The organism is Neisseria sp. CP9 (assembly GCF_047758525.1).
GTDB lineage: Bacteria > Pseudomonadota > Gammaproteobacteria > Burkholderiales > Neisseriaceae > Neisseria.
Window position 1 is genome coordinate 2,735,364 of the sequence record NZ_CP180502.1, and the last position, 20,214, is coordinate 2,755,577.

The 20,214-nt window shown below is 48.7% G+C and carries 23 protein-coding genes, 1 other RNA gene, 1 pseudogene and 2 CRISPR repeat arrays; of the genes and pseudogenes, 18 read left to right on the plus strand and 7 right to left on the minus strand.

From position 1 onward, the window contains the following. Nucleotides 1–100: 100 nt before the first annotated feature. The 4 genes from cas2 (ACMYUL_RS13210) to cas2 (ACMYUL_RS13225) all read left to right on the plus strand — a co-directional run bounded on the left by cas2 (ACMYUL_RS13210) (nucleotide 101) and on the right by cas2 (ACMYUL_RS13225) (nucleotide 1,943). Nucleotides 101–373 carry a CRISPR-associated endonuclease Cas2 gene (gene cas2, locus ACMYUL_RS13210; RefSeq protein ID WP_070440466.1) on the plus strand — a complete coding sequence of 91 codons (273 nt, stop codon included), beginning with the start codon at nucleotides 101–103 and terminating at the stop codon, nucleotides 371–373. 51 nt (nucleotides 374–424) lie between these two features. Next, nucleotides 425–559, plus strand: a complete 135-nt coding sequence (locus ACMYUL_RS13215) for a hypothetical protein (protein ID WP_267894567.1) — start codon at nucleotides 425–427, stop codon at nucleotides 557–559. Between the two features lie 125 nt (nucleotides 560–684). Next, nucleotides 685–1,662 carry a CRISPR-associated endonuclease Cas1 gene (cas1, locus tag ACMYUL_RS13220; protein ID WP_415771073.1) on the plus strand — a complete coding sequence of 326 codons (978 nt, stop codon included), beginning with the start codon at nucleotides 685–687 and terminating at the stop codon, nucleotides 1,660–1,662. A gap of 2 nt (nucleotides 1,663–1,664) precedes the next feature. Beyond that, entirely contained in the window at nucleotides 1,665–1,943 is a 279-nt protein-coding gene (cas2, locus tag ACMYUL_RS13225) for a CRISPR-associated endonuclease Cas2 (protein WP_415771075.1), read from the plus strand. 151 nt (nucleotides 1,944–2,094) lie between these two features. Further along, nucleotides 2,095–2,483: direct repeats of the CRISPR family, unit length 36 nt; unit sequence GTCTTAATCCCCGATTAGTGGGGCAAGTCTTCCGAC. A 177-nt stretch (nucleotides 2,484–2,660) separates the two neighbouring features. Beyond that, nucleotides 2,661–3,259: a CRISPR direct-repeat array (repeat unit 36 nt; unit sequence GTCTTAATCCCCGATTAGTGGGGCAAGTCTTCCGAC). Nucleotides 3,260–3,514: 255 nt separating this feature from the next. Here cas2 (ACMYUL_RS13225) and cmr6 read toward each other — a convergent pair. Genes cmr6 through cmr1 form a run of 6 tightly spaced genes read right to left on the minus strand, consistent with a single transcriptional unit; the run spans nucleotide 3,515 to nucleotide 9,855 of the window. Beyond that, entirely contained in the window at nucleotides 3,515–4,636 is a 1,122-nt protein-coding gene (gene cmr6 / locus ACMYUL_RS13230; RefSeq protein WP_415771077.1) for a type III-B CRISPR module RAMP protein Cmr6, read from the minus strand. Beyond that, nucleotides 4,633–5,007 carry a type III-B CRISPR module-associated protein Cmr5 gene (gene cmr5 / locus ACMYUL_RS13235; protein WP_415771079.1) on the minus strand — a complete coding sequence of 125 codons (375 nt, stop codon included), beginning with the start codon at nucleotides 5,005–5,007 and terminating at the stop codon, nucleotides 4,633–4,635. Before cmr5 ends, cmr6 begins: the two co-directional genes overlap by 4 nt. Nucleotide 5,008: 1 nt before the next feature. After that, nucleotides 5,009–5,914, minus strand: a complete 906-nt coding sequence (gene cmr4, locus ACMYUL_RS13240; RefSeq protein WP_070498209.1) for a type III-B CRISPR module RAMP protein Cmr4 — start codon at nucleotides 5,912–5,914, stop codon at nucleotides 5,009–5,011. 52 nt (nucleotides 5,915–5,966) lie between these two features. Then, nucleotides 5,967–7,130 (minus strand): type III-B CRISPR module-associated Cmr3 family protein, encoded by a 1,164-nt coding sequence (locus ACMYUL_RS13245; RefSeq protein WP_415771081.1) that lies wholly within the window; start codon nucleotides 7,128–7,130, stop codon nucleotides 5,967–5,969. After that, a complete protein-coding gene (gene cas10 / locus ACMYUL_RS13250) occupies nucleotides 7,127–8,983 on the minus strand; it encodes a type III-B CRISPR-associated protein Cas10/Cmr2 (RefSeq protein WP_415771083.1) in 1,857 nt (618 codons plus the stop codon). The genes ACMYUL_RS13245 and cas10 overlap by 4 nt, the downstream gene beginning before the upstream one ends. Then, nucleotides 8,980–9,855, minus strand: a complete 876-nt coding sequence (gene cmr1, locus ACMYUL_RS13255) for a type III-B CRISPR module RAMP protein Cmr1 (protein WP_415771085.1) — start codon at nucleotides 9,853–9,855, stop codon at nucleotides 8,980–8,982. Before cmr1 ends, cas10 begins: the two co-directional genes overlap by 4 nt. 266 nt (nucleotides 9,856–10,121) lie before the next feature. Here cmr1 and ACMYUL_RS13260 point away from each other — a divergent pair, with 266 nt between their 5' ends. From ACMYUL_RS13260 to ACMYUL_RS13285, 6 genes and pseudogenes are all read left to right on the plus strand, one after another. After that, on the plus strand, nucleotides 10,122–10,529 hold the full coding sequence (locus tag ACMYUL_RS13260; RefSeq protein ID WP_415771087.1) for a hypothetical protein: 408 nt from the start codon (nucleotides 10,122–10,124) through the stop codon (nucleotides 10,527–10,529). 198 nt (nucleotides 10,530–10,727) lie between these two features. Beyond that, complete coding sequence (locus ACMYUL_RS13265; RefSeq protein ID WP_415771089.1) at nucleotides 10,728–11,735, plus strand: IS5 family transposase; 1,008 nt, start codon at nucleotides 10,728–10,730, stop codon at nucleotides 11,733–11,735. Between the two features lie 1,276 nt (nucleotides 11,736–13,011). Beyond that, nucleotides 13,012–13,200, plus strand: a complete 189-nt coding sequence (locus ACMYUL_RS13270; protein WP_070514065.1) for an excisionase — start codon at nucleotides 13,012–13,014, stop codon at nucleotides 13,198–13,200. 32 nt (nucleotides 13,201–13,232) lie between these two features. Continuing rightward, the gene (locus ACMYUL_RS13275; RefSeq protein ID WP_415771091.1) at nucleotides 13,233–13,433 is read left to right on the plus strand and encodes an Arm DNA-binding domain-containing protein; all 201 of its coding nucleotides are present in this window, start codon (nucleotides 13,233–13,235) and stop codon (nucleotides 13,431–13,433) included. Between the two features lie 51 nt (nucleotides 13,434–13,484). After that, entirely contained in the window at nucleotides 13,485–13,901 is a 417-nt protein-coding gene (locus tag ACMYUL_RS13280; protein ID WP_415771093.1) for a tyrosine-type recombinase/integrase, read from the plus strand. Then, a pseudogene (locus ACMYUL_RS13285) lies at nucleotides 13,886–14,161 on the plus strand (site-specific integrase); the annotation flags it as partial. The gene ACMYUL_RS13280 and the pseudogene ACMYUL_RS13285, both read left to right, overlap by 16 nt. A gap of 190 nt (nucleotides 14,162–14,351) precedes the next feature. Here ACMYUL_RS13285 and ssrA read toward each other — a convergent pair. Then, nucleotides 14,352–14,714, minus strand: a transfer-messenger RNA (tmRNA) gene (gene ssrA / locus ACMYUL_RS13290). Between the two features lie 159 nt (nucleotides 14,715–14,873). On the opposite strand from ssrA, the gene ACMYUL_RS13295 reads away from it, so the two are divergent. From ACMYUL_RS13295 to ACMYUL_RS13330, 8 genes are all read left to right on the plus strand, one after another. Next, nucleotides 14,874–15,305 (plus strand): type II toxin-antitoxin system RatA family toxin, encoded by a 432-nt coding sequence (locus ACMYUL_RS13295; RefSeq protein ID WP_003756250.1) that lies wholly within the window; start codon nucleotides 14,874–14,876, stop codon nucleotides 15,303–15,305. Continuing rightward, on the plus strand, nucleotides 15,298–15,573 hold the full coding sequence (locus tag ACMYUL_RS13300) for an RnfH family protein (RefSeq protein ID WP_415771096.1): 276 nt from the start codon (nucleotides 15,298–15,300) through the stop codon (nucleotides 15,571–15,573). Before ACMYUL_RS13295 ends, ACMYUL_RS13300 begins: the two co-directional genes overlap by 8 nt. An 84-nt stretch (nucleotides 15,574–15,657) precedes the next feature. After that, the gene (pth, locus tag ACMYUL_RS13305) at nucleotides 15,658–16,236 is read left to right on the plus strand and encodes an aminoacyl-tRNA hydrolase (protein WP_070514067.1); all 579 of its coding nucleotides are present in this window, start codon (nucleotides 15,658–15,660) and stop codon (nucleotides 16,234–16,236) included. 42 nt (nucleotides 16,237–16,278) lie between these two features. After that, the gene (locus tag ACMYUL_RS13310; RefSeq protein WP_070514068.1) at nucleotides 16,279–16,485 is read left to right on the plus strand and encodes a dioxygenase; all 207 of its coding nucleotides are present in this window, start codon (nucleotides 16,279–16,281) and stop codon (nucleotides 16,483–16,485) included. Then, a complete protein-coding gene (locus tag ACMYUL_RS13315; RefSeq protein ID WP_070514069.1) occupies nucleotides 16,482–16,868 on the plus strand; it encodes a VanZ family protein in 387 nt (128 codons plus the stop codon). The genes ACMYUL_RS13310 and ACMYUL_RS13315 overlap by 4 nt, the downstream gene beginning before the upstream one ends. 298 nt (nucleotides 16,869–17,166) lie before the next feature. Continuing rightward, complete coding sequence (locus ACMYUL_RS13320; protein WP_003763626.1) at nucleotides 17,167–17,946, plus strand: (Fe-S)-binding protein; 780 nt, start codon at nucleotides 17,167–17,169, stop codon at nucleotides 17,944–17,946. Continuing rightward, nucleotides 17,943–18,644, plus strand: a complete 702-nt coding sequence (locus ACMYUL_RS13325) for a LutC/YkgG family protein (RefSeq protein WP_070514070.1) — start codon at nucleotides 17,943–17,945, stop codon at nucleotides 18,642–18,644. Before ACMYUL_RS13320 ends, ACMYUL_RS13325 begins: the two co-directional genes overlap by 4 nt. Then, the gene (locus tag ACMYUL_RS13330) at nucleotides 18,641–20,095 is read left to right on the plus strand and encodes a LutB/LldF family L-lactate oxidation iron-sulfur protein (RefSeq protein WP_070514071.1); all 1,455 of its coding nucleotides are present in this window, start codon (nucleotides 18,641–18,643) and stop codon (nucleotides 20,093–20,095) included. Before ACMYUL_RS13325 ends, ACMYUL_RS13330 begins: the two co-directional genes overlap by 4 nt. Nucleotides 20,096–20,214: the final 119 nt, after the last annotated feature.

Below are 20,214 nucleotides of genomic sequence, written 5' to 3' on the forward strand. Positions count from 1 at the left end.
GGGAAACAAACAAATTTGTGTCCTTAGCATTTCACGCTGTATAAGCCTAGAATCCACTTCATCGTTTTCAACAACGTTTCTTTTTGCCCTATCCGTCCCAATGCGCCAACATTATCTTTTTGCTTACGACATCACTTGCCCGCGCCGCCAAGCACGAGTACGCCGCTTGCTGCAAAGCTATGCGGTAGGTATGCAGAAATCCTTATTCGAATGCTGGCTGACCGCAGACGAATTAATGCAACTTAACGGCAAATTGAGTGAATTATTGGATTCAAATGATACGCTGCATTATCTCGCCTTAAGTCAGTCAGACAATGAATGGCTGTTCAGCACAACCAAGCCGCTTCGCTACGATGTTTTTATGGTGGTTTAGTATTTGAAACCGCCTACAACATTACACAAACAACACGAAAAGGAAAAAAAGATGCAAAACTTAGACACGATTTTTGTAACCGTCAAAGACATTGCGCAAAAAAATCCGAAACTTGCCGCAATAGTCTGCCTATTCGGCATCGCCATAAGCGCAGTCGTCACCGTCAACGAAACATCAACAAAATAAGGAGAAAACCATGTGGCTGGCAATTTTGAAATGGGCGATTAAATTTTGCATCGGCAAGATTGTCGACAGGATATTCGCCTCCTTCATACCTATACCCGTATAGCTTCAATCCGAAAGGCAAATTCATGACCACGCTCTACCTAGACCGCAAAAACCTTACTCTGCGAGCAGACGGCGATGCTTTGGTGTGTTACGAGAACGATGGACGTATAGCAACCGTACCGCTCAAAATCTTACAGCGCGTCTGCATACGCGGGGATATAACCCTATCGGCAAAGGTTTTAAGCAAATTGGGCGAAGCTGGCGTCGGCGTACTCATATTAAATGGGCGACAAAACCGCCCTGCCCTCATGCTGCCCAACTGGAAACTGGATGGAAAAAGACGTGTCGCGCAATACGCCCTGTCGCAGGATAAGGCAGCAAGCCTTGCCGCCGCCCGAAACACTGTTGCCGCCAAGTTGTCCGCACAACAGCATCACTTGCAGCAAATGGCATGTTCGGACAATCGGAATACAGCTTGCCTGAACAATCACAGCCAAGCCCTGGCAAACCTTGTCGATGCCATTTCAAGCAGCCCCGACATTGCCGCATTGCGGGGCATAGAAGGCGCTGCCGCCGCACATTATTTCAGCGCATGGGCAAGCGTACTGCCCGCAAACTGGCACTTTACAGGACGCAACAAACGTCCGCCGCGCGACCCGCTCAACGCAACCCTGTCCCTCGCCTACACCCTGCTGCACTTCGACATCGTCAAGCATCTCTACCTAAGCGGATTAGACCCCTTTATCGGCTACTATCACCAGCCCGAACACGGTCGCGAATCCTTTGCCTGCGATTTATTGGAACACCTGCGCAGTCAATGCGATGTCTGGGTGCTTTCCCTGTTTCATCAAGAAACCCTGACACTAGAGGATTTTTCAACCACCGCGCAAGGCTGCCTGATGAGCAAAAACGCACGCATCAAATTTTATCCAGCCTACGAAGCAACCGCCAAGCAATGGCGGATCCATATCCACCAGCTTTGCGCCGACTATCTAGCCATCCTCTCCCAATACAGTGGACAGCCTGAGATCCAATTAAGCGGACTGACCACCTTAGAATAAAAATGCGCCACCTTATCGCCTACGACATCGCCGACCCGCACCGCCTGCGAAAAGCACACCGCTATTTAATACAGCACGCCATCCCCCTGCAAAACAGCGTCTTCCTGCACATCGGCAGCAGTGATCAAGCAAGGCAATGCTTTGAAATACTTTGCAAAATGCTCAACGCCAAGCAGGACAATTTACGCTGCTATCCCCTGCCCAACAGCAGCGTAATCCACACGCTGGGCAAACCCGCCTTACCTGAAGGCATCATCTTGGGCGGCGTGGGCAAGCTGTAAACACAAACCCGCTTTTCAGACGACCCCGAACTCACACAAACCCTCCGCCAACAAAAACAGCCTTGATGCAATATCAAGGCTGTTTTGCTATCGGTCATCAACAAACCCGGCAGACATTTTCAGACGACCCAAGCTCGAGGTCGTCTGAAAAGATTGAAACCCCGATTAGTGGGGCAAGTCTTCCGACTTTGCCAGCAATACCGTTTGCGCGACTCTTTTTTGTCTTAATCCCCGATTAGTGGGGCAAGTCTTCCGACGCACTGTAGCGGGTAAACTGAACGTAGTTGCTGGGTCTTAATCCCCGATTAGTGGGGCAAGTCTTCCGACCCTATGTGGCTCAAGTATTTATCTTTTACTTGGATAGTCTTAATCCCCGATTAGTGGGGCAAGTCTTCCGACGTTGTTCAATCTTACGATGGTCAACAGGTTGAAGAGTCTTAATCCCCGATTAGTGGGGCAAGTCTTCCGACGCAAAACCTGCGTGCTTTCGGCACGACCCAAGCGTCTTAATCCCCGATTAGTGGGGCAAGTCTTCCGATATGGCTGAACATTATCATAAGCTGCGGGACTTTTACGTCTTAATCCCCGATTCGTGGGGGTAAGTCTTCCGACATAAGCATTTATATGACTAACAAAAATAAGTTTAGTCTTAATCCCCGATTCGTGGGGGCAAGTCTTCCGACATAACCAAATAGAGTTTTATAGGTGGCGCAAATTGTCTTAATCCCCGATTTATGGGGCAAATCTTCCGACGCGAAGGCTTCACTGCGAAGCAGCACATCATCGAGTCTTAATCCCCGATTCGTGGGGCAAGTCTTCCGACCGTCAGTGGGAATACAGAATGAGCCTGCGAGATGAGTCTTAATCCCCGATTAGTGGGGCAAGTCTTCCGACGGATCAGTTCTATCTCAAGATGGAGAAGTTTGATGATGTCTTAATCCCCGATTAGTGGGGCAAGTCTTCCGACTTAGTTGTTTTCTTTTCTGTAATCTTTTGTGGCGTCTTAATCCCCGATTAGTGGGGCAAGTCTTCCGACTTTAGATGATTCGTCATATGTTGCTAATGGTATTGTCTTAATCCCCGATTAGTGGGGCAAGTCTTCCGACCAAGGAGCAGTTGATAGCATGGCTGCAGTGTTTGAGTCTTAATCCCCGATTAGTGGGGCAAGTCTTCCGACAAGTTATCCGAACCAGAACCCCACCTTTAATTCTGTCTTAATCCCCGATTAGTGGGGCAAGTCTTCCGACCAGGGCCATCGTCCTTCACGGTATTGATTGGTTGTCTTAATCCCCGATTAGTGGGGCAAGTCTTCCGACTGCACTCGGTTAAAAAATTTCATTATTTTCAATCTTCTATATAGTTAAGAAAGGTTAGCATTTTTCCTTAACCAACAAAGACATTATTTAATAAAACCTTAACTGAAAAGAGCAGCCGAAAGACAGACTTTTCGCTATCCGTCGGAAAACTTGTGATACGGATTATAGCCGTGTGCTTTGCATTCGACAACGCTTTTTAACTGTTTTGCGGCTTTAGGTCGTCTGAAAAGCTCGGGCTTTGACAAAGACGAAAATCTATTCGCCGCGCAGCTTCGCCAGGATGGGTTTCAGCTCTTTGCCGCGTTTGTCGTTCAGCCATTTCGGGAATTTTGACATCATCTTTTTGACGGCAAATACGACGGCGATTTCGGCTTTCTGCTCTGCGCTGAAATCGGGGCTTTCTGCGGCGTTTTGAAGAGCTTCTTTCCACTCGTGATAGAGTATGGCGTGCTCTTGATTGCCTATGGTCAGACCGGTTTGCGCTGCCATTTTATCTTGCCATGTTTGGATAAACTGCTGATGCGCGGGCATGGCGGCAAGCTCGGCGGCCTTTTGTTGCGCGGCTAGGGCTTGGTTTTGTGCTTCTTGGATATTGCGGATGCTGCGGCGGGCTTCTTCGCCTGCTTCGGTAAAATAGCCGTAGCCGGATGCGGTTTTGCTGCCTGCGCCTTGTGTTTGCAAGGCTTGAAACAGTAGGTTTTGGGCGTATGCCGCCCATGCCTGCGCGCCCGGTGCGCTTTCGATGACGAAATAGAAGCTGCCTTGTGTGGCGATTTGCTGATTGGGGATGGGGGATTCCATTTCGTCGGCTTCGGGTTGTTTGCCGTTGTAGTAGTCTTGGTGGTGGGTGGTGATGATTTCTGCAGCAAAGGGCGGGGTGTTGGCGGGGATGAACCATGCGTCGTGCCAAACGAGTGCGCCTGATTTCAGGCTGCCTGAGTCGCTGTCGTCGCCGAACAATACGGTCAGGTGGGCTTTATCCAGTCCGAGGCTTTCGGCATGGCTGCGGGCGATGCCTTTGACGGAGGAGCCTGCGATGAGGGGCATGCCGTAGGTGTGGCTGGTGCTGATGCCTGTTTCCAGTGCGCCTGCGCTGTTTAGGCCTGTATAGAGCCTGCCTGAAATGCCGGCAGCAAGTGTGGCGAAGCGGCCGGTATCGGAAGTGGCCTGCACCCAGCGTGTGAAGGCGAGTGTGTACAGGCTGTCTTTTTTGGGCGCGGGAATTTTGACGATTTTTTGAATCAGCTCTGCTTTGGCTTGTTTGTCGTCTTTGTCCCATTTGGTCAGGCCGCGCTGCATGAGCAAACCGGCATGCGCGTCTTTTAGGTCGTCTGAAATGAGTTTTTTCAGGCTTTCCCGCATGAGTGATATGGTCATGATTGTCCCCCTTGTTCGTCTTTGGGTTTGGGCAGCAGGGCTTGGGTGTAGCGTTTGAGGCTGGAGGCGGCTTCTATGGCTTGGCGCGTGAGGAGTTGGTAATGCGATAAGTCTGCTTCTAAGATTTTCTTGTGCAGGCTGTCTTTATTTTCGCCCAACAATTCAGCAATGTGCGCCAGTAGGAGCAGGTGCTCTTCTTTGCCTTTGGCTTGTAAAAAGCCGATGGCTTGGGCAAGCCCGGATTGCAGGATCATGGTGGGGAAATTCAGCGCAAGCGTGCGGTATTCTTTGACTTGCTTGTTGTCATCTTTGACTTTTTGAATCAAGCCTAATGCGCGTTGGGCGTATTTTTGCGAGCGGATGTGTGGCATGTTATTCCCCTTTTGTCAGGTCGTCTGAAAGTACGAGACGACACAGGCCGCGTCCGACTGTATGTTTGCCGCCGATTTGGATTTGGGTCTCGCCTGCGGGAATCAATGCGGAGAGTTCGTCTGCGCTTTTGGCGTTGCGGCTGTGGCGCGATTTGTCGATGGCTAAAATGCCGTACAACACGCTTTCGGCGGGTAGGTTTTCTTCCGACCAGAGCGCGCCTTCTTTGACGATGCGCGTTTCGCGGTCGATTCTGATGCGCATGCGGATTTCGGTTGCGGTATCGGCTAAGAAGGAGAATGTGCTGTCGGGCAGGATAATGAAGCGTTGGCAGAGCTGTTCGCGCCATGCTTCGCTGTTTGCCGTGTTTTCAGGATAAACGGTGGCGGAAATGTGTTCTGCCCATTGTTTGGCTTCGGTACTGGTTTCGCTGCCGATGTCCAAATCTTCCAGCGCGATTTGGCTGCCTGAAACGCGCAATACGGTGTTGTCCGGTACGGATGCGCTATCTTTTAAAGCGGGTACTTTGGGGCTTTCCGGCAGTATCCCGCGTACATCGCGTGCATAACGTTGCAGGATAAAGGGGCAAGTGGCAAAGGCGACTGTTCCGGCAAACGAGCGGATCGGAAGCAGCAATAGATGTGCATCGCCAAAGGCGGCGGCGCCGGCGTGAATATTTTCTTTGTCGGCTTGGCTGTCCGCGCCAAACAGGGCTTGAATGTCGTCTTCGCTGACATGCCATTTTTCTTTGGCTTCATCACGCAATACGCCTTTGAGCGCGCTGCCGGGGACGAGCGGCAGATTGGTGGCGCGGCTGCGGGCGATAGGCAAGTCGACGGCGCCGATGCCTTGACCTGTGCCGACGTGGAGGGCGGATAAGGCATGTAGGTGAAAAATTCGGGTGTTCATTTTGGTTTCCTTGTTTTTTAAATGTGAAATAGGTTGTCAGGTCGTCTGAAAATTAAATGCTCTGCCACGGGCCGATCAATCCGATGCCGAAGCCGTCGCGTCGGTCTTGTTCGCTGTCGCTGAATGCCTGCCATTGGGCTTGGGTAAGTTCGGCCGGGTTGCCGCTTTGTATTTCAAACCAATACACTGCGCCTGCCGAAACGGCTTTTCGCATGGCTTTCGGTGCATGTTGCTGCAAATCCCAGCCTGAAACGGGCAGCCAATGGTCTATGGCGGCGGCGCGGAGTTTGACTTGCAGATTGGTATGCGGGAGTGTGCCTGTTAAGGTTTGGCTGTCCAACCAGCCGGGCAGCCAGCCTTTGTCAAACAAGGCAGGCGTCAGCAAGGTGAGCATCAATCCGTTTGTATATGCGTATTCAGGCTGTTTGAATACGTCGTCTGAAATTTTATTCAGCCGCGACAGCCTTCCTTCTCCGCCGAAACGCACTACGCTGTTATCTTGCAAATCGGCTGCCGTGCGTATCACGAAACCATAGCGGTGGCTTTCCCAGCCCTGATGATGCTTCCGCACAGATTCGGCAAAATCGTAAGCAGCTGTTTGGAACAAACGTCCGTCTTCGGCTGCAAGTGTTTCTCGATTTATGCCGACATGGGTACGCGTTTCAATCGGCAGCGATTGTGCGCCGCGTTTATTGATGTCTTCAAACACCAACTTCCCGCCGTTTTGCCAAGCCAGCAGATCTGCCAAATCCCAATACGTTGCGCCACTTTGAGGCTTGCCTTTGATGGACGATTGAATTTGTACGGGCAATAAATCGGCTTGGGGGAAATCTGCCGCTGTATCGCTGCCAAAGGCTTGCGGCGCGAGACGGACGAGTTCGGTTTTGTCTGTCTCTTTGTTTTTTAAATACAGGGCGTTGGCAGGTTTAGGCAATAGGATTCTCAGGTCGTCTGAAATATCCTGTTTCGCTAAAAACGCGCCCTGTACGGCAATTTGGCGTAATTCATCAACTTGTGCGTCCGACAACTTGGCTCGATTGCCTTGGGTTTTGCCGTCCCAATCACTGCCGCTCTGCCACATGATTTGCGTGCGTACCAAACCTGCTGCCGCAGAGGGTAACGGAAATTGAATATCATCGGTATCCGACTGCGCCCCAAACGGTTTGCCGCTGCGGAATACCAACGGCGCAAGTGCGTCTAAAAAATAGCTGTTCATGATTGCGCCTCCTGTCCTAAATCGTTTTGTGTTTTGGCGGCAAGCCAGCGGGCAATGATTAACTCGGTAGCGAAGATATTGAGTGCGCCGGTATGTTCGCTGCCAAGCTGACGTTGCAAGGCATCCAGTCGGGCTTTCAGCTCTTTCTTCACATCGTCTTTCAATTCACCGCCCGACATATTTCGCGCCCTATCGAGCATTCGGGTAAACTCGGCTTGGCGGATATTTTGGTGCAGCTCGAAGGATAAATCGGCGGATTTCGGAAAATCCGTGCGCATAAAGATATCGCGGCTGTCGTAGGCAATACGGCTGCTGATTTCTTTCTTCTGATACCGGTTTTGCCATTTTTTAAATGCTGCCAAACCTGCTTCATCACTCCATTGCACACGCCAATCGCTGTCCGAACCTGAACGCACGGACAAGGTAATCCCCAATCCATTGCGCTGTTGATCGGCAGGATAATTGTCGCCTTTCGCCACTTTTTCCGCGTGTTTTGCCAAACGGCGTACATTGCCGAGCGGCGTGCTGATGTGGCAAATCGCCAAACCGACGGACAATGTGGGCGTTTTTTCTGCTTTCAAAACATCTGACACTTTTTTCAAGCTGTCTGAAAATTCTTGTCGCAACGTATCCGCGCAACCAACCGCCTTATCCAACGCGACAAAGCCCAATACATCATCGCCGCCCGCATAAACGCATTGCGCCCGAAAATTGCGCATTTTCGCAGGTACACTTTCGGCAAATGTAGATAATGCTTCGGTAATCGCTTGATGCTCTTCAATCGTTTTCGCACGATCCAGCAACTCGCCCATGCGGTCGCCGTCTGCCAGCAACATCGCCCAGTAGCTGCATGGTTCGCCATATTTGTGCCAAATCGTTTTTAAAACATTTTTCAACTTTGATAATTTTTCTGATGCATCCGCACTGTTTTTATTGTCTGACAAAGCAGCATCCAACCGATTGCGGTACAGCAACTGCCCATCAAACGGAAAATCTGAGTAAATGCCTTGATTGCCCTTTACACGAGTCGCTAAATTCAGCGCAATTAAAGGTTCGTAAGCATCGCAAAGTTTGCTTAACTCATTTTCAGGCAAACCTTGCAGCCAAGCATCTGCGGCTACACGGGTAACGGGCGTAAACTGTTCGCTATTGCCGCCCAAACGCTTCACAATTCCTGCGCAATCCAACTGCTCCGACCGACTCAAACCCAGCTTGCGTCTTGCCACATCAGACAAGTCGGCATCGCCGTTTGCTTTTTCCAACAATACGGTTTCACGCGCCCCATCCAGTGAAGACTTAGGCAGCATAAACTGCCTGTCCCAAGCATCGGCCGCATGTGCCGGCGCAAAATCGCGTGTTGCCTTACGCGCCGCCAAAGCCGATGCGGCACGTTGGCTTGCATCCGAATAACCTTTTTCGTTTATCCGCGCCCATGCCGTCTGGATTTCCAAATAATCATTAAGTTGCATCTGCCAGATTTCAACGCGCAAGGCCGCATTCAAATCCTGCAGCGCCTGCCGTGCTATGGTTTCAAACCGTGACTGTGCCGCCGCTTTCGCCTGTTCGACCAAATCGCGCACGGCGGCATCATCAGCCGCCTCAACCTGCACTTGAATTTTGTTGCCGACTGAGAAATTATCGTCCATCCGGTCACAAGGCTCTAAACGGTCTTTGGTCGTCTCATCCACAAACGGAAACACCATCTGCGCTCTGGCTTCAAACAAACTCTTTGCAGCAGCCTTCGCCATTTCCGACAGCAGCCAAGAACCGCTCCATAAATCCCGACTCCGCCGAGCCGAAGCAATGAATCCCTGTACAGGACCGATGGATAGGGTTAAAACGTATTGAGTCATTTCGTTTTCTCCAAAATCTGTTTTACTTCTGGACTACTGTTAGGCAACATAATCACCATGCCACGCCATTGACCGCTCTCATGAACGGGACGGCTGAATATGGTTGCTAAATGTCGTGAATGTTCATCATTTCGTCCAAGCAGTCGGCGAAACTCCGCTTTATATTTACGGCGTGTTTCCTTCCACTCAGTGATTGCATCGATCCAAGCATCTTTGACCTTTTTATCGCTACCTAAAAACAAAATTTTGCAACCCAACTCACGCATTTCATCAGTTAGAACCAGTTTTATACCTTCAGCCTTAAAAGCACCACAGCCACGCCGAGTGCGCCCACCTAGTCCGCCTAAAGTCACCCACCAGCGCAAAGTTTCCAAAATCTGCTGCTTATCTGTTTCGTTTGCCCTTTCACTCAAACGCCATTGCACAACCCATTGCAAACCTTCTTTGCCCAATTTCATTTCAGGTAGTCCTGTATTCGTCTTGCGTGCCGTAAACAACGCATAGCCTAAAGGATCATTTAAACCTCTTACATAATCAGAAAGTGAAGCTTCATGCAGTTTGTTTTGTACCTGTACACGCAAAAATACTAAACTTGCCGCAGCTTCTTCACCAATACCTCCCCATAAACGAAACTCTGCTTCACGTAATCTTTTCCCGCTCAAATTCCATTTTTGATGAGCCAACAAACGCCACCAGAAACGCAGTTGCCCGCGAATTTCGGTTACACGAATAGGCAATTTCTCATCACTTTCACGCGCTACTACGCCACCACCGTGCAAAGGCGTAACAAGCTCACAGTAAATTTCCTGCCAAGCCTCCTTGCTTCCAGGCAGTTTTTCCATCGGCCCAAAATCGGGTATTAGTAAAGCCATTTTCTTATCCTTTGTTATTTAATCAGCAAGCTACTTTATAACGAAACTAACTAAATTTTGCATTATACACAAATTTGTTTAGCATTCATAATTCATAAAAATGAGACTTGAGAACAAAATTACTATAACTGATAATAGACTTCTAATAGTAATAGGCGATATTAGTAAATCGCAGATTTAGTTAAGACTAAACGTTACGTTAATAGAATCCGATCAAAACCTGATTTTAAAGTGACACACAGCCACATCACGAAAACAACTGGATTATGCCATTAAAAATTAATAATTTTTTATCTATTACCGATGCTGAGAGAATCGATTCAGCTTTAAATCAACTGCCTTGGGCAGGATCGAGCATAGATTGGGATAAGATTAAAGGCGAGAAGCTGCGCATTTCCTTATTTGGGGAAATAACGACAGCATCTATTCATTATGATACTTTTAAAAGATTTAAAGCTTGCCAAGGGAAGAACGTGGTAATTTACTACTCGCCATCACATCAACCTTGGATACTGGATACGGATGATTTTATCTATAATTGGTTAAGTATCTTTGAAGAATTACTTGAATTTCCTAAATTTATAGTATTTTGTTATGAAAAAATTTGGCAGCCTGGATATTTAGAAAATTCAATAGAATGCGAACCTATGGGAGAGTTAATTGGTTTAATCTGAAAAAGAACCCTAACACGCATAATATCTGAATTTGCGCACAAGGCATGGATTTTTGCTTACGATTTTTTATGCCATTCATTGCAATCAGTTTTTCAAAAAAGCCGAAATTCTTTAATGGCTGCATGAAAACAGCCAGAGACCTTTGCAAAATCCCCCAAAATCCCCTAAATTCCCATCAAGACATTTAGGGGATTTTCCATGAGCACCTTCTTCCAGCAAACCGCACAAGCCATGATCGCCAAACACATCGACCGCTTCCCATTATTGAAGTTGGATCAGGTGATTAATTGGCAACCGATCAAGCAGTACCTGAATCGCCAAAGAACCCGTTACCTTAGAGACCACCGCAGCCGTCCCGCCTATCCCCTGTTGTCCATGTTCAAAGCCGTCCTGCTCGGACAATGGCACAGCCTCTCCGATCCCGAACTCGAACACAGCCTCATCACCCGCATCGATTTCAACCTGTTTTGCCGTTTTGACGAACTGAGCATCCCCGATTACAGCACCTTATGCCGCTACCGCAACTGGCTGGCGCAAGACGACACCCTGTCCGAATTGCTGGAACTGATTAACCGCCAACTGACCGAAAAAAACCTAAAAATAGAGAAAGCATCCGCCGCCGTCATTGACGCCACCATTATTCAGACCGCCGGCAGCAAACAGCGTCAGGCCATAGAAGTCGATGAAGAAGGACAAGTCAGCGGACAAACCACACCGAGTAAAGACAGCGATGCCCGCTGGACAAAGAAAAACGGCCTCTACAAACTCGGTTACAAACAACATACCCGCACCGATGAGGAAGGCTATATCGAGAAACTGCACATTACCCCCGCCAATACCCATGAGTGCAACCATCTGTCCCCTTTGTTGGAGGGTATTGCCGAAGGCACGACCGTCTATGCCGACAAAGGCTACGACAGTACGGAAAACCGGCAACACCTGAAAGAGCATCGGTTGTTGGACGGCATTATGCTCAAAGCCCACCGCAACCGTCCGCTGACGGAAGCGCAAACCAAACGCAACCGATATTTGTCGAAAACCCGTTATGTGGTCGAACAAAGCTTCGGTACGCTGCACCGTAAATTCCGCTACGCCCGGGCAGCCTATTTCGGACTAATTAAAGTGAGTGCGCAAAGCCATCTGAAGGCGATGTGTTTGAACCTGTTGAAAGCGGCTAACAGGCTAAGTGTGCCTGTTGCCGCCTAAAAGGCGGGCCGGATGCCTGATTATGGGGTATCCGGGGAGGATTAAGGGGGTATTTGGGTAGAATTAAGGAGTGATTGGGAGCGGAAACAGCCGAAAACAGCCGAAAACCTGTGTTTGGGGTTTCGGCTGTTGGGGGGAGGAAGGAATTTTGCAAAGATCTCTATATCATTGAATCAAAACGAATACTGCTGGTAACGAAAACAGTATCAACAATGAAACGATTGACCACGAACCTAGGTACTCCTCCGGTCATTAGGGGAGATAGATGCCGGTCGTCGGTATCATCATCACTGCTTTATTAGGTTTCACTTTTCACTGAGTGAAAGAACCAGGTTCTTGCAATCATCTTTCAGCCAAGCAAAGCTGTCTGCCTCAATCCCCCTTTTGATTGCGGACTTGGTCTCGGCAATCTGCCCATTGCCCGTCGGTATGACTTTCTGCATCGGTGCGGATATGCTGTAAGCAAGCCTTAAAGTGCCTTTAACCTGGCATGCATCACAGTCGTTGCCGGTAGTGACTGCTGTACGGATTCCATTTGCACTAATACGCTGATCTGATTTTGTCAGCCGCCGATAAACCAGGTCCGGATAACGCTAGCGATACCTACATCGGCGCACAGGATATCGGAACCTTGTCCGCTCAATCGGTGCTTGATTAGGCTCAACAGATGGGGAAGTGTGCCTGACCAGGTTTTCCGGTTAGTGAGTTTTGCCAAAGTCTCGGGCAGAAACCACTTCAAAAATATCAATCCATTGATATTTAATATTATTTCTACTTTATATTAAAAACCATGCGGCGCTCAGCATTAACAGAACCTAGTTCCATTACATGAATACACTTGTGGCCATCGTACTTTTTATAGGGATAACCAGCTACGCCAATCCAAAGTAACCTGTTATTCATTCAGTGAACAAAGGTTTTTCTACGTTTCAAACCGCCATATAGTCTGCCAATATTCATCCTCCTTTGAGAATGGGCTGAAAAAAATTTTAGGGCTTTTTACTGCTAATATAGTTGGTACCAATATAGGCAAAGGCAATGGATGCGCACCTGACATTGTTGCTTATCCCACCGGTAAATCACCCTCCCCCACGCAGTGTAGAACACAATCTGCCGTGGACAATGGATTAACTAAACCGCTTAAAGGCGAACTTAAAATTTGGAGAAAAAATGCAAACAGAAAGACGACTCAGGTTGCCTGATGTCCGCCACATGGTTGGCTACGGTACTACGACCACTTACTACAAGTCCTAATTACTCATATGGAGGATTGAATATGCTGAACCAAATCCAGTTGAAACGTTACGCCGAATTGTCAGGCTATACAGAAAAGGCTTTAAGGGACAAAATTAGCACCGGCGTTTGGATAGAGGGACTCCACTACTACCGTGCACCTGACCGCCACATCTTAATCAACGTAAAAGAGGTAGAAAAATGGCAACGAAACGAATGCCAACCGGCTTAGTTATCCGCGACTGTAGTATCAAAATATGGTTCATGTATCGGGGTAAACGATGTTGGGAAAGCCTGCCGCTCAAGCCCACCACCGCCAACATCCGACATGCCACCAAACTCTGGGAAGAAATATGTACCCGAATCGCCATCGGCGTATTCGACTACGCTGAATTCTTCCCCCACTCCAAACGTGCAGAAAAAACGGAAAGCAGCCCCACTTTCCGTGAGATGGCCGAAGCCTAGCTGGCCACCGTTAACCAGCTATCCCACTCCACCCTATCCCGCTATCGCGGCATGCTCAACAGCCACGTTCTGCCCAAAATTGGCGACATACCGATAGACCGTATCCAGTACAGTACCCTAGCCGGGTTGCTGGCTACCTTAGACTGTAGCGCAAAAACTCGCAACAACATCGCCACCGTTATTCGGCAGCCGTTTGTTCTTGCGCTCCGCGACGGTAGGATAAAAGACAACCCCGCCCAGCATCTGTCCAACGCCAAAGTGCAGAAAGAGCCGCCTGACCCGTTCACGCTCGAAGAAGCCGAAGCCATCCTAGGCTACCTGAAAAATGAACCTGTGTTTCACAATTACTTCGAACTGGCCTTCTTCAGCGGTATGCGTACCAGCGAGTTCATCGCCCTCACTTGGCAGGACATCGACTTTCAGAGGCAGTGCGTGTGCGTAACAAAGCATCCGTGGCTGGCAAGCTGAAAAGCACTAAAACCCACAGCTACCGAGACATCGAACTCAATAGCCGCGCCTTGGAAGCCTTACGCAGACAATGGCAAAGAACAGGACTAGCAAGCGGATACGTTTTCATCAATCCAAAAACCGGCAGCCCGTTTGAGAATGACAAAGTACCTTGGAGACCGTGGCAGCACGCCATAAAAATAGCGGGGGTAAGGTACAGGAAACCCTACAACACCCGCCATACATTTGCCACACTCAACCTCATGGCCGGAGCCAACCCCATGTGGGTAGCCCGGCAGATGGGACACAGCACCATGAAGATGCTACTTGAAAACTATTCCCGCTGGATTGACTTGGCCGACAAGCAGCGTGAAAAGTCTAAAATCGAGCAGCTTTTTGATGGGAAATGTGCCAATAGTGTGCCAAAAAACACAGAAATGAAGATAAGTATAGGATACTTATCGGATATCTTGGTGGAGGCGGGGGGAATCGAACCCCCGTCCGGAAGTCCTCTACAGAGCGTTCTACATACTTAGTCGTGTCTATTTAAAATCTCGTTCCTATCATGCCGACCGACAGGCCTTCTAGGAACCAGTTACCTTAAATCTTATTTTCCGCCAAGTAACCCGGCGGAAAACCAGTCAATGTAAAATGACGTTGCGGTAGCTTGCACTACACAGCCCATTGACCAACTGCTGCAACGGCAGGCCTTAAGCGGCCAGTGCGTAAGTTTCGTCGTTTGCGACTATTTAGATTCAGTGTTTTACGGGAAATCTGAGACCCCGGTATGCCCGCATCTGCTTTGCAACCCCCGTCGAAACCAAGATCGCCCCCAGATGGGAAAGGTCGATTATACGCATATCGTTATACTTTGCCAAGTCGGACTGTCTTGATGATGAGTTTGATTGGGATGGTTGCAGAGATTCGAGGTCGTCTGAAAAATACAGTGAATTCGTTTATAATACCGCTTTCCGATTTTGGGCCTGTTTGAGCATGAAAAAGGTTGAGAAAAATATCTTGGTTTTGCATAGCGCGGAGCAAATGTTTGAGTTGGTTGATAAGGTTGAAGACTATCCGAAATTTTTGCCCTGGTATAGTAAAACTGAAGTGATTGAACGAAAAAACAATGAGTTGAAAGCGCGTCTTTTTATGGACTATATGCGCGTGCGCCAATCATTTGCTACACACAATCACAATATTCCCGGCAAGGAAATCCGAATGGATTTGTTGGAAGGGCCTTTTAAAATCTTGCGGGGAACATGGAAATTCTTAGATTTGGGCGACGATATGTGCAAAGTTGAATTTAAATTGGAATATGAATTTTCCAACTCTGTCTTATCTGCCATGATTTCGCCCGTTTTCAGCCATTTGTCCGGGGCATTGGTTGATGCGTTCGTTAAGGAAGCGGATCGCCGTTATGCTTGAGATTGAAGTTGTTTATGGTTTGCCTGGCAAGCAAGTGTTGAAAAAACTGAATGTGCAAAATGGCTGTACGGCGCGTGAAGCGGTGTGTCAAAGTGGCCTAGATGAAATATTTTCAGAATTGGACTTGCAAACTGCTCCGCTGGGAATTTTTGGCAAATCAGTTAAAAGTGAGACGCTTCTTCGCGATAAAGATCGGATTGAGATTTATCGCCCATTATTGATTGATCCTAAAGAGGCACGTCGGAAACGGGTACAAAATCAGGATTGAAAGTTAACCGGGGTCGTCTGAAACCATGTTCAGGCGACCTTTTATTAAAAATTGCCGTATTTTCTGAGGTATTGAGAATTAATTATGTCGAATAAAATCAAAATGATCGTCGGACTGGGAAATCCCGGGGGCGAATACGAACAAACTCGCCATAATGCAGGATTTTGGTTCTTAGACGAACTTGCGTGGCAGTGGAAAGTATCATTTAAAGAAGAGAAAAAATTTTTTGGTGAGGTGGCGCGGGCGAATCTGCCCGATGGCGATGTTTGGCTGCTTAAACCTATGACTTTTATGAATCGTTCCGGCCAGTCTGTTGCCGCACTCGCGCAGTTTTACAAAATCAAGCCCGAAGAGATACTGGTTGTGCATGACGAATTGGACATTCCTTGCGGCCGTATCAAATTTAAACTTGGCGGCGGAAATGGGGGGCATAACGGTTTGAAAGATATCCAAGCCCGTCTTGGTACACCTGACTATTACCGTTTGCGTTTGGGTATAGATCATCCTGGTGACCGTAACCTCGTTGTCTCTTATGTATTGAACAAGCCAAGCGCAGAACACCGCCAACAGATTGACGAGGCAATTGCCAAATCATTAAAAGCGATGCCAAAAATAATGTCGGGCGAATGGGAAGAAGCTACACGTTTCTTGCACAGCAAATAAATTTTATGTTGCTTAGCCCCCTCTTTTGAAAAATTCCCTTATATGACTCAGATTTTAGAATTAATCCAAACTGAATCTGTCGGCGTAGTGGAAGAAACCCTTGATTTTCTTCTGTACGAATGCAGTATAGAGGACGCTCCGACAACAGAGGAAGTTGAACAATGGCGCGACATACTAAACGGACGCGGCAATAAATTCATCCGCCTTGCGGCTATCTGCCAAACTTGGTTGGATGAGGAACAAAAATGAAATTTTACATCAATAAATTCAGCCTGTTGGCTATCGTTTGGTTTGTAGCCGGCATCTATTCTTTAATTTTCAAAGAGGCAGGTAATACGCCGCCGCCGTTCCCCCATTTCGATAAAGTGGCTCACTTTGCTTTGTTTTTTGCCCAAATTTGGTTATTGGCAAAATCTTATATCCATGAAAAAGCAAAAATTCCCTATTTCGGTTTGTTGATATTCGCACTTTTATTTGCTGTTGGAAGCGAATGGGCGCAAGCTACTTTCACGACAACTCGCGAAGGCTCTATCGGTGACGGCATTGCAGATATGTTGGGTACAGGCGTCGCGCTATGGGTTGCAGCAAAAATTAATACATCCAAAAACCTTTCTTCTTCCCAGTCCCATTAACTACCCTCACCTATTTTTTTCTATAAAACTATTTGAAACCCGGGTGCAATCGTATTTGTTGAATACCCTTGCATTCATATGGATTGATTAATTTATTCATTAATAAATGAATTAGCTTTTAAATATAATGATATTTATTCGCATATAGATATTTATATTTGTGGAATCAGCATTTCAGACGACCTATCAATCGTTTCCAATATTATTTTTTAAAATTATACTTGACCGCCTACATGCAATTACTTAAAGTAGCCATCTATTTATACAAAGAAAAACGGGTACTCCCGTTAACGAAAAAATGAGCGCAATCACCCCACCCAAAATCACTAAATTCGACAGCAAGCCGACCGATGTTTATTTCTTCGGCACCTGCGTCCTCGATCTTTTCATGCCCGAAGCAGGCATGGATGCCATTACTTTAATCGAGCAGCAAGGCATACGGGTTCATTACCCGATGGCGCAAAGCTGCTGCGGCCAACCCGCCTACTCTTCCGGTCATCCGACCGAGGCGTTTGATGTCGCCAAAGCACAACTCGACCTCTTCCCCGAAAACTGGCCGATCGTCGTACCGTCCGGCTCATGCGGCGGCATGATGAAACATCACTGGCCTACCCTGTTTAAAAATACAGAATACGAATCCAAAGCGGTTGATTGTGCCAACCGCATCATCGAATTTACTCATTTCTTGCTTGCCATCGGCTACAAGCCTGAAGACAAAGGCGAGCCGGTCAAAGTCGCCGTCCACACTTCCTGCGCCGCCCGCCGCGAAATGAACGTCCATATTTCAGGCTGGCAGTTGATTGACGGCATGGAAAACGTTGAACGTATCGTTCACGACCATGAAAGCGAATGCTGCGGCTTCGGCGGTACATTCTCCGTCAAACAGGCGGATATTTCCGGCGCGATGGTAACCGACAAAGTTGCCGCACTGAAAGAAACCGGTGCGACCGAAATCATCAGCGCGGACTGCGGCTGCATGATGAATATCGGCGGAAAAATCGCTAAGGACGAGCCGAACATGCCGCGTCCGAAACATATCGCATCCTTCTTGTTGGAACGTACCGGAGGCAAAGCATGAGCGCGCGCGAAAATATTTTGGCAAAACTGAAAAAAGCCGACGCATTGCCGATGGAAGAGCCTGCGGTTTTTGATTATTACCGTGAAATGGGCGTTTCTTGGGACAGCGAAGTTGAACGTCTGAAACATTGGGCTGCCGCTATGCGCGCCGTCAAAACCGAAATTTATTGGGTGACCAAAACCGGCTGGCCGCAAGTATTCCGTCAAGCAGCCGAAGGCAAAGGTTTGAAAAACATCCTGCTGCCGTTGGCGACCGAACACGGACAAATTGCCCGTGCCGCGCTGGTGGACAGCAATATCGAACCGATTGCTTTCGAGCGCGAAATCGATACTTGGAAAACCGAGTTCTTCACGAACATCGATGCAGGCTTTAGCGGCTCGCAATGCGGCATCGCCCGTACCGGTACACTGATGCTGTTTTCCAGCCCCGAAGAACCGCGTACTTTAAGCCTCGTTCCGCCCGTGCATTTCTGTCTGTTTGATACGGCGAAAATGTATAACGAATTTCACAACGCCGTTGAAGGCGAAAAACTGGTGGAAAACGGTATGCCGACCAATGTTTTCCTGATTTCCGGCCCGTCCAAAACCGCAGACATTCAGTTGACGCTTGCTTACGGCGCGCACGGTCCGCGTGATTTGGTCATCCTCGCCATCCTGCCTGACCACATTTCCCCTGCCGATTTGGAGGAAAACGCATGACTACGCAAACCATCAAGTTCCACATGAAGCCGGAAACTTTCAAACAAAACGCCGCAATTTCCCTTCAAGACAAGCCTTTGCGTAAGAGTCTGCGTACCGCGATGGATATGCTGATGACCAAACGCAAAGCCGTTTTGACCGACGAAGAAGAGCTGCAAAGCCTGCGTGATTTGTGCGAACACGTCCGTCAGCGTTCTCTGTCCAAATTGCCCGCCCTGCTGGAGCAACTGGAAGAAAACCTGACTAAGTTGGGCGTGAAAGTACACTGGGCGGAAACTCCGGCCGAAGCCTGCCAAATCATCCACGACATCATTGCTGCCAAAAACGGTAAGCTGATGGTCAAAGGCAAATCGATGGTCAGCGAAGAAATCGAACTGAACCATTATCTTGAAGCAAAAGGCATTAAAGCAGTGGAAAGCGACTTGGGCGAGTTTATCGTCCAAATGGCAGGTGAAAAACCGACCCATATCGTGATGCCCGCCATTCACAAAACCAAAGAACAGGTTAGCGAACTTTTCCACCAAAACCTCGGCACGCCGTTAACGGACGACGTAGACCAACTGACCGGCTTCGCCCGCAAAGCCCTGCGCGATATTTACAGCACTGCCGATGTTGGTTTGAGCGGCGTAAACTTTGCTGTTGCAGAAACAGGTACGCTGTGTCTGGTGGAAAACGAAGGCAACGGTCGCTTGAGTACCACCGTTCCGCCCGTGCATATCGCTATTACCGGTATTGAAAAAGTTGTAGCCAAGCTGTCGGACGTTCCTCCTTTGTACAGCCTGCTACCACGTTCTGCCATCGGTCAGAACATTACCACCTATTTCAACATGATTACCGGCCCGCGCCGCAGCGAAGAGCTGGACGGTCCGCAGGAAATGCACTTGGTTCTGCTCGACAACGGCCGCAGCCAAGCCTATGCCGAAGATCAAATGCGCCGCACCTTGCAATGTATCCGTTGTGGCGCATGTATGAACCATTGTCCGGTTTATACCCGTATCGGTGGCGCGGCATACGGCACAACCTACCCCGGCCCTATCGGCGAGATTATTTCTCCGCACCTTTTGGGCTTGGAAGCCACCCGCGATCTGCCGACCGCCTGTACCATGTGCGGCGCGTGTGTGGAAGTTTGTCCGGTGCGTATCCCGATTACCGAGCAAATGCAGCGTCTGCGTGTCGAGGCACAACGTTCGCCGACCGAGGTCGTACCACATCCTATCCGCGGACAAGGCGCATCGCATACCTTCGGCGAACAAATGGCATGGCGCACGTTCAACGGCATTTTCAGCGGCAGCAAAGCCTACCGCGCCTTCGGTTGGGCGGCCACTAAATTCCGCGCATTGACGCCGAGCAAGCAACTGGGCTGGACAGACAACCGCGTTCCGATGAAACCTGCCAAGAGAACTCTGCATGAAATGATGGCGGAAAAAATGCGCCAAAAAGAAAAAGCGTAAAGCTGAATCTGACAAGGAGCGCGACACATAGTTGAGGCTCGTCTGAAAATAGCAAACTGCACTTTGTTAGCTGGATTTTCCCTCCAGTCAGCCAAAGTGCAGTTTTTATGACTTAAATT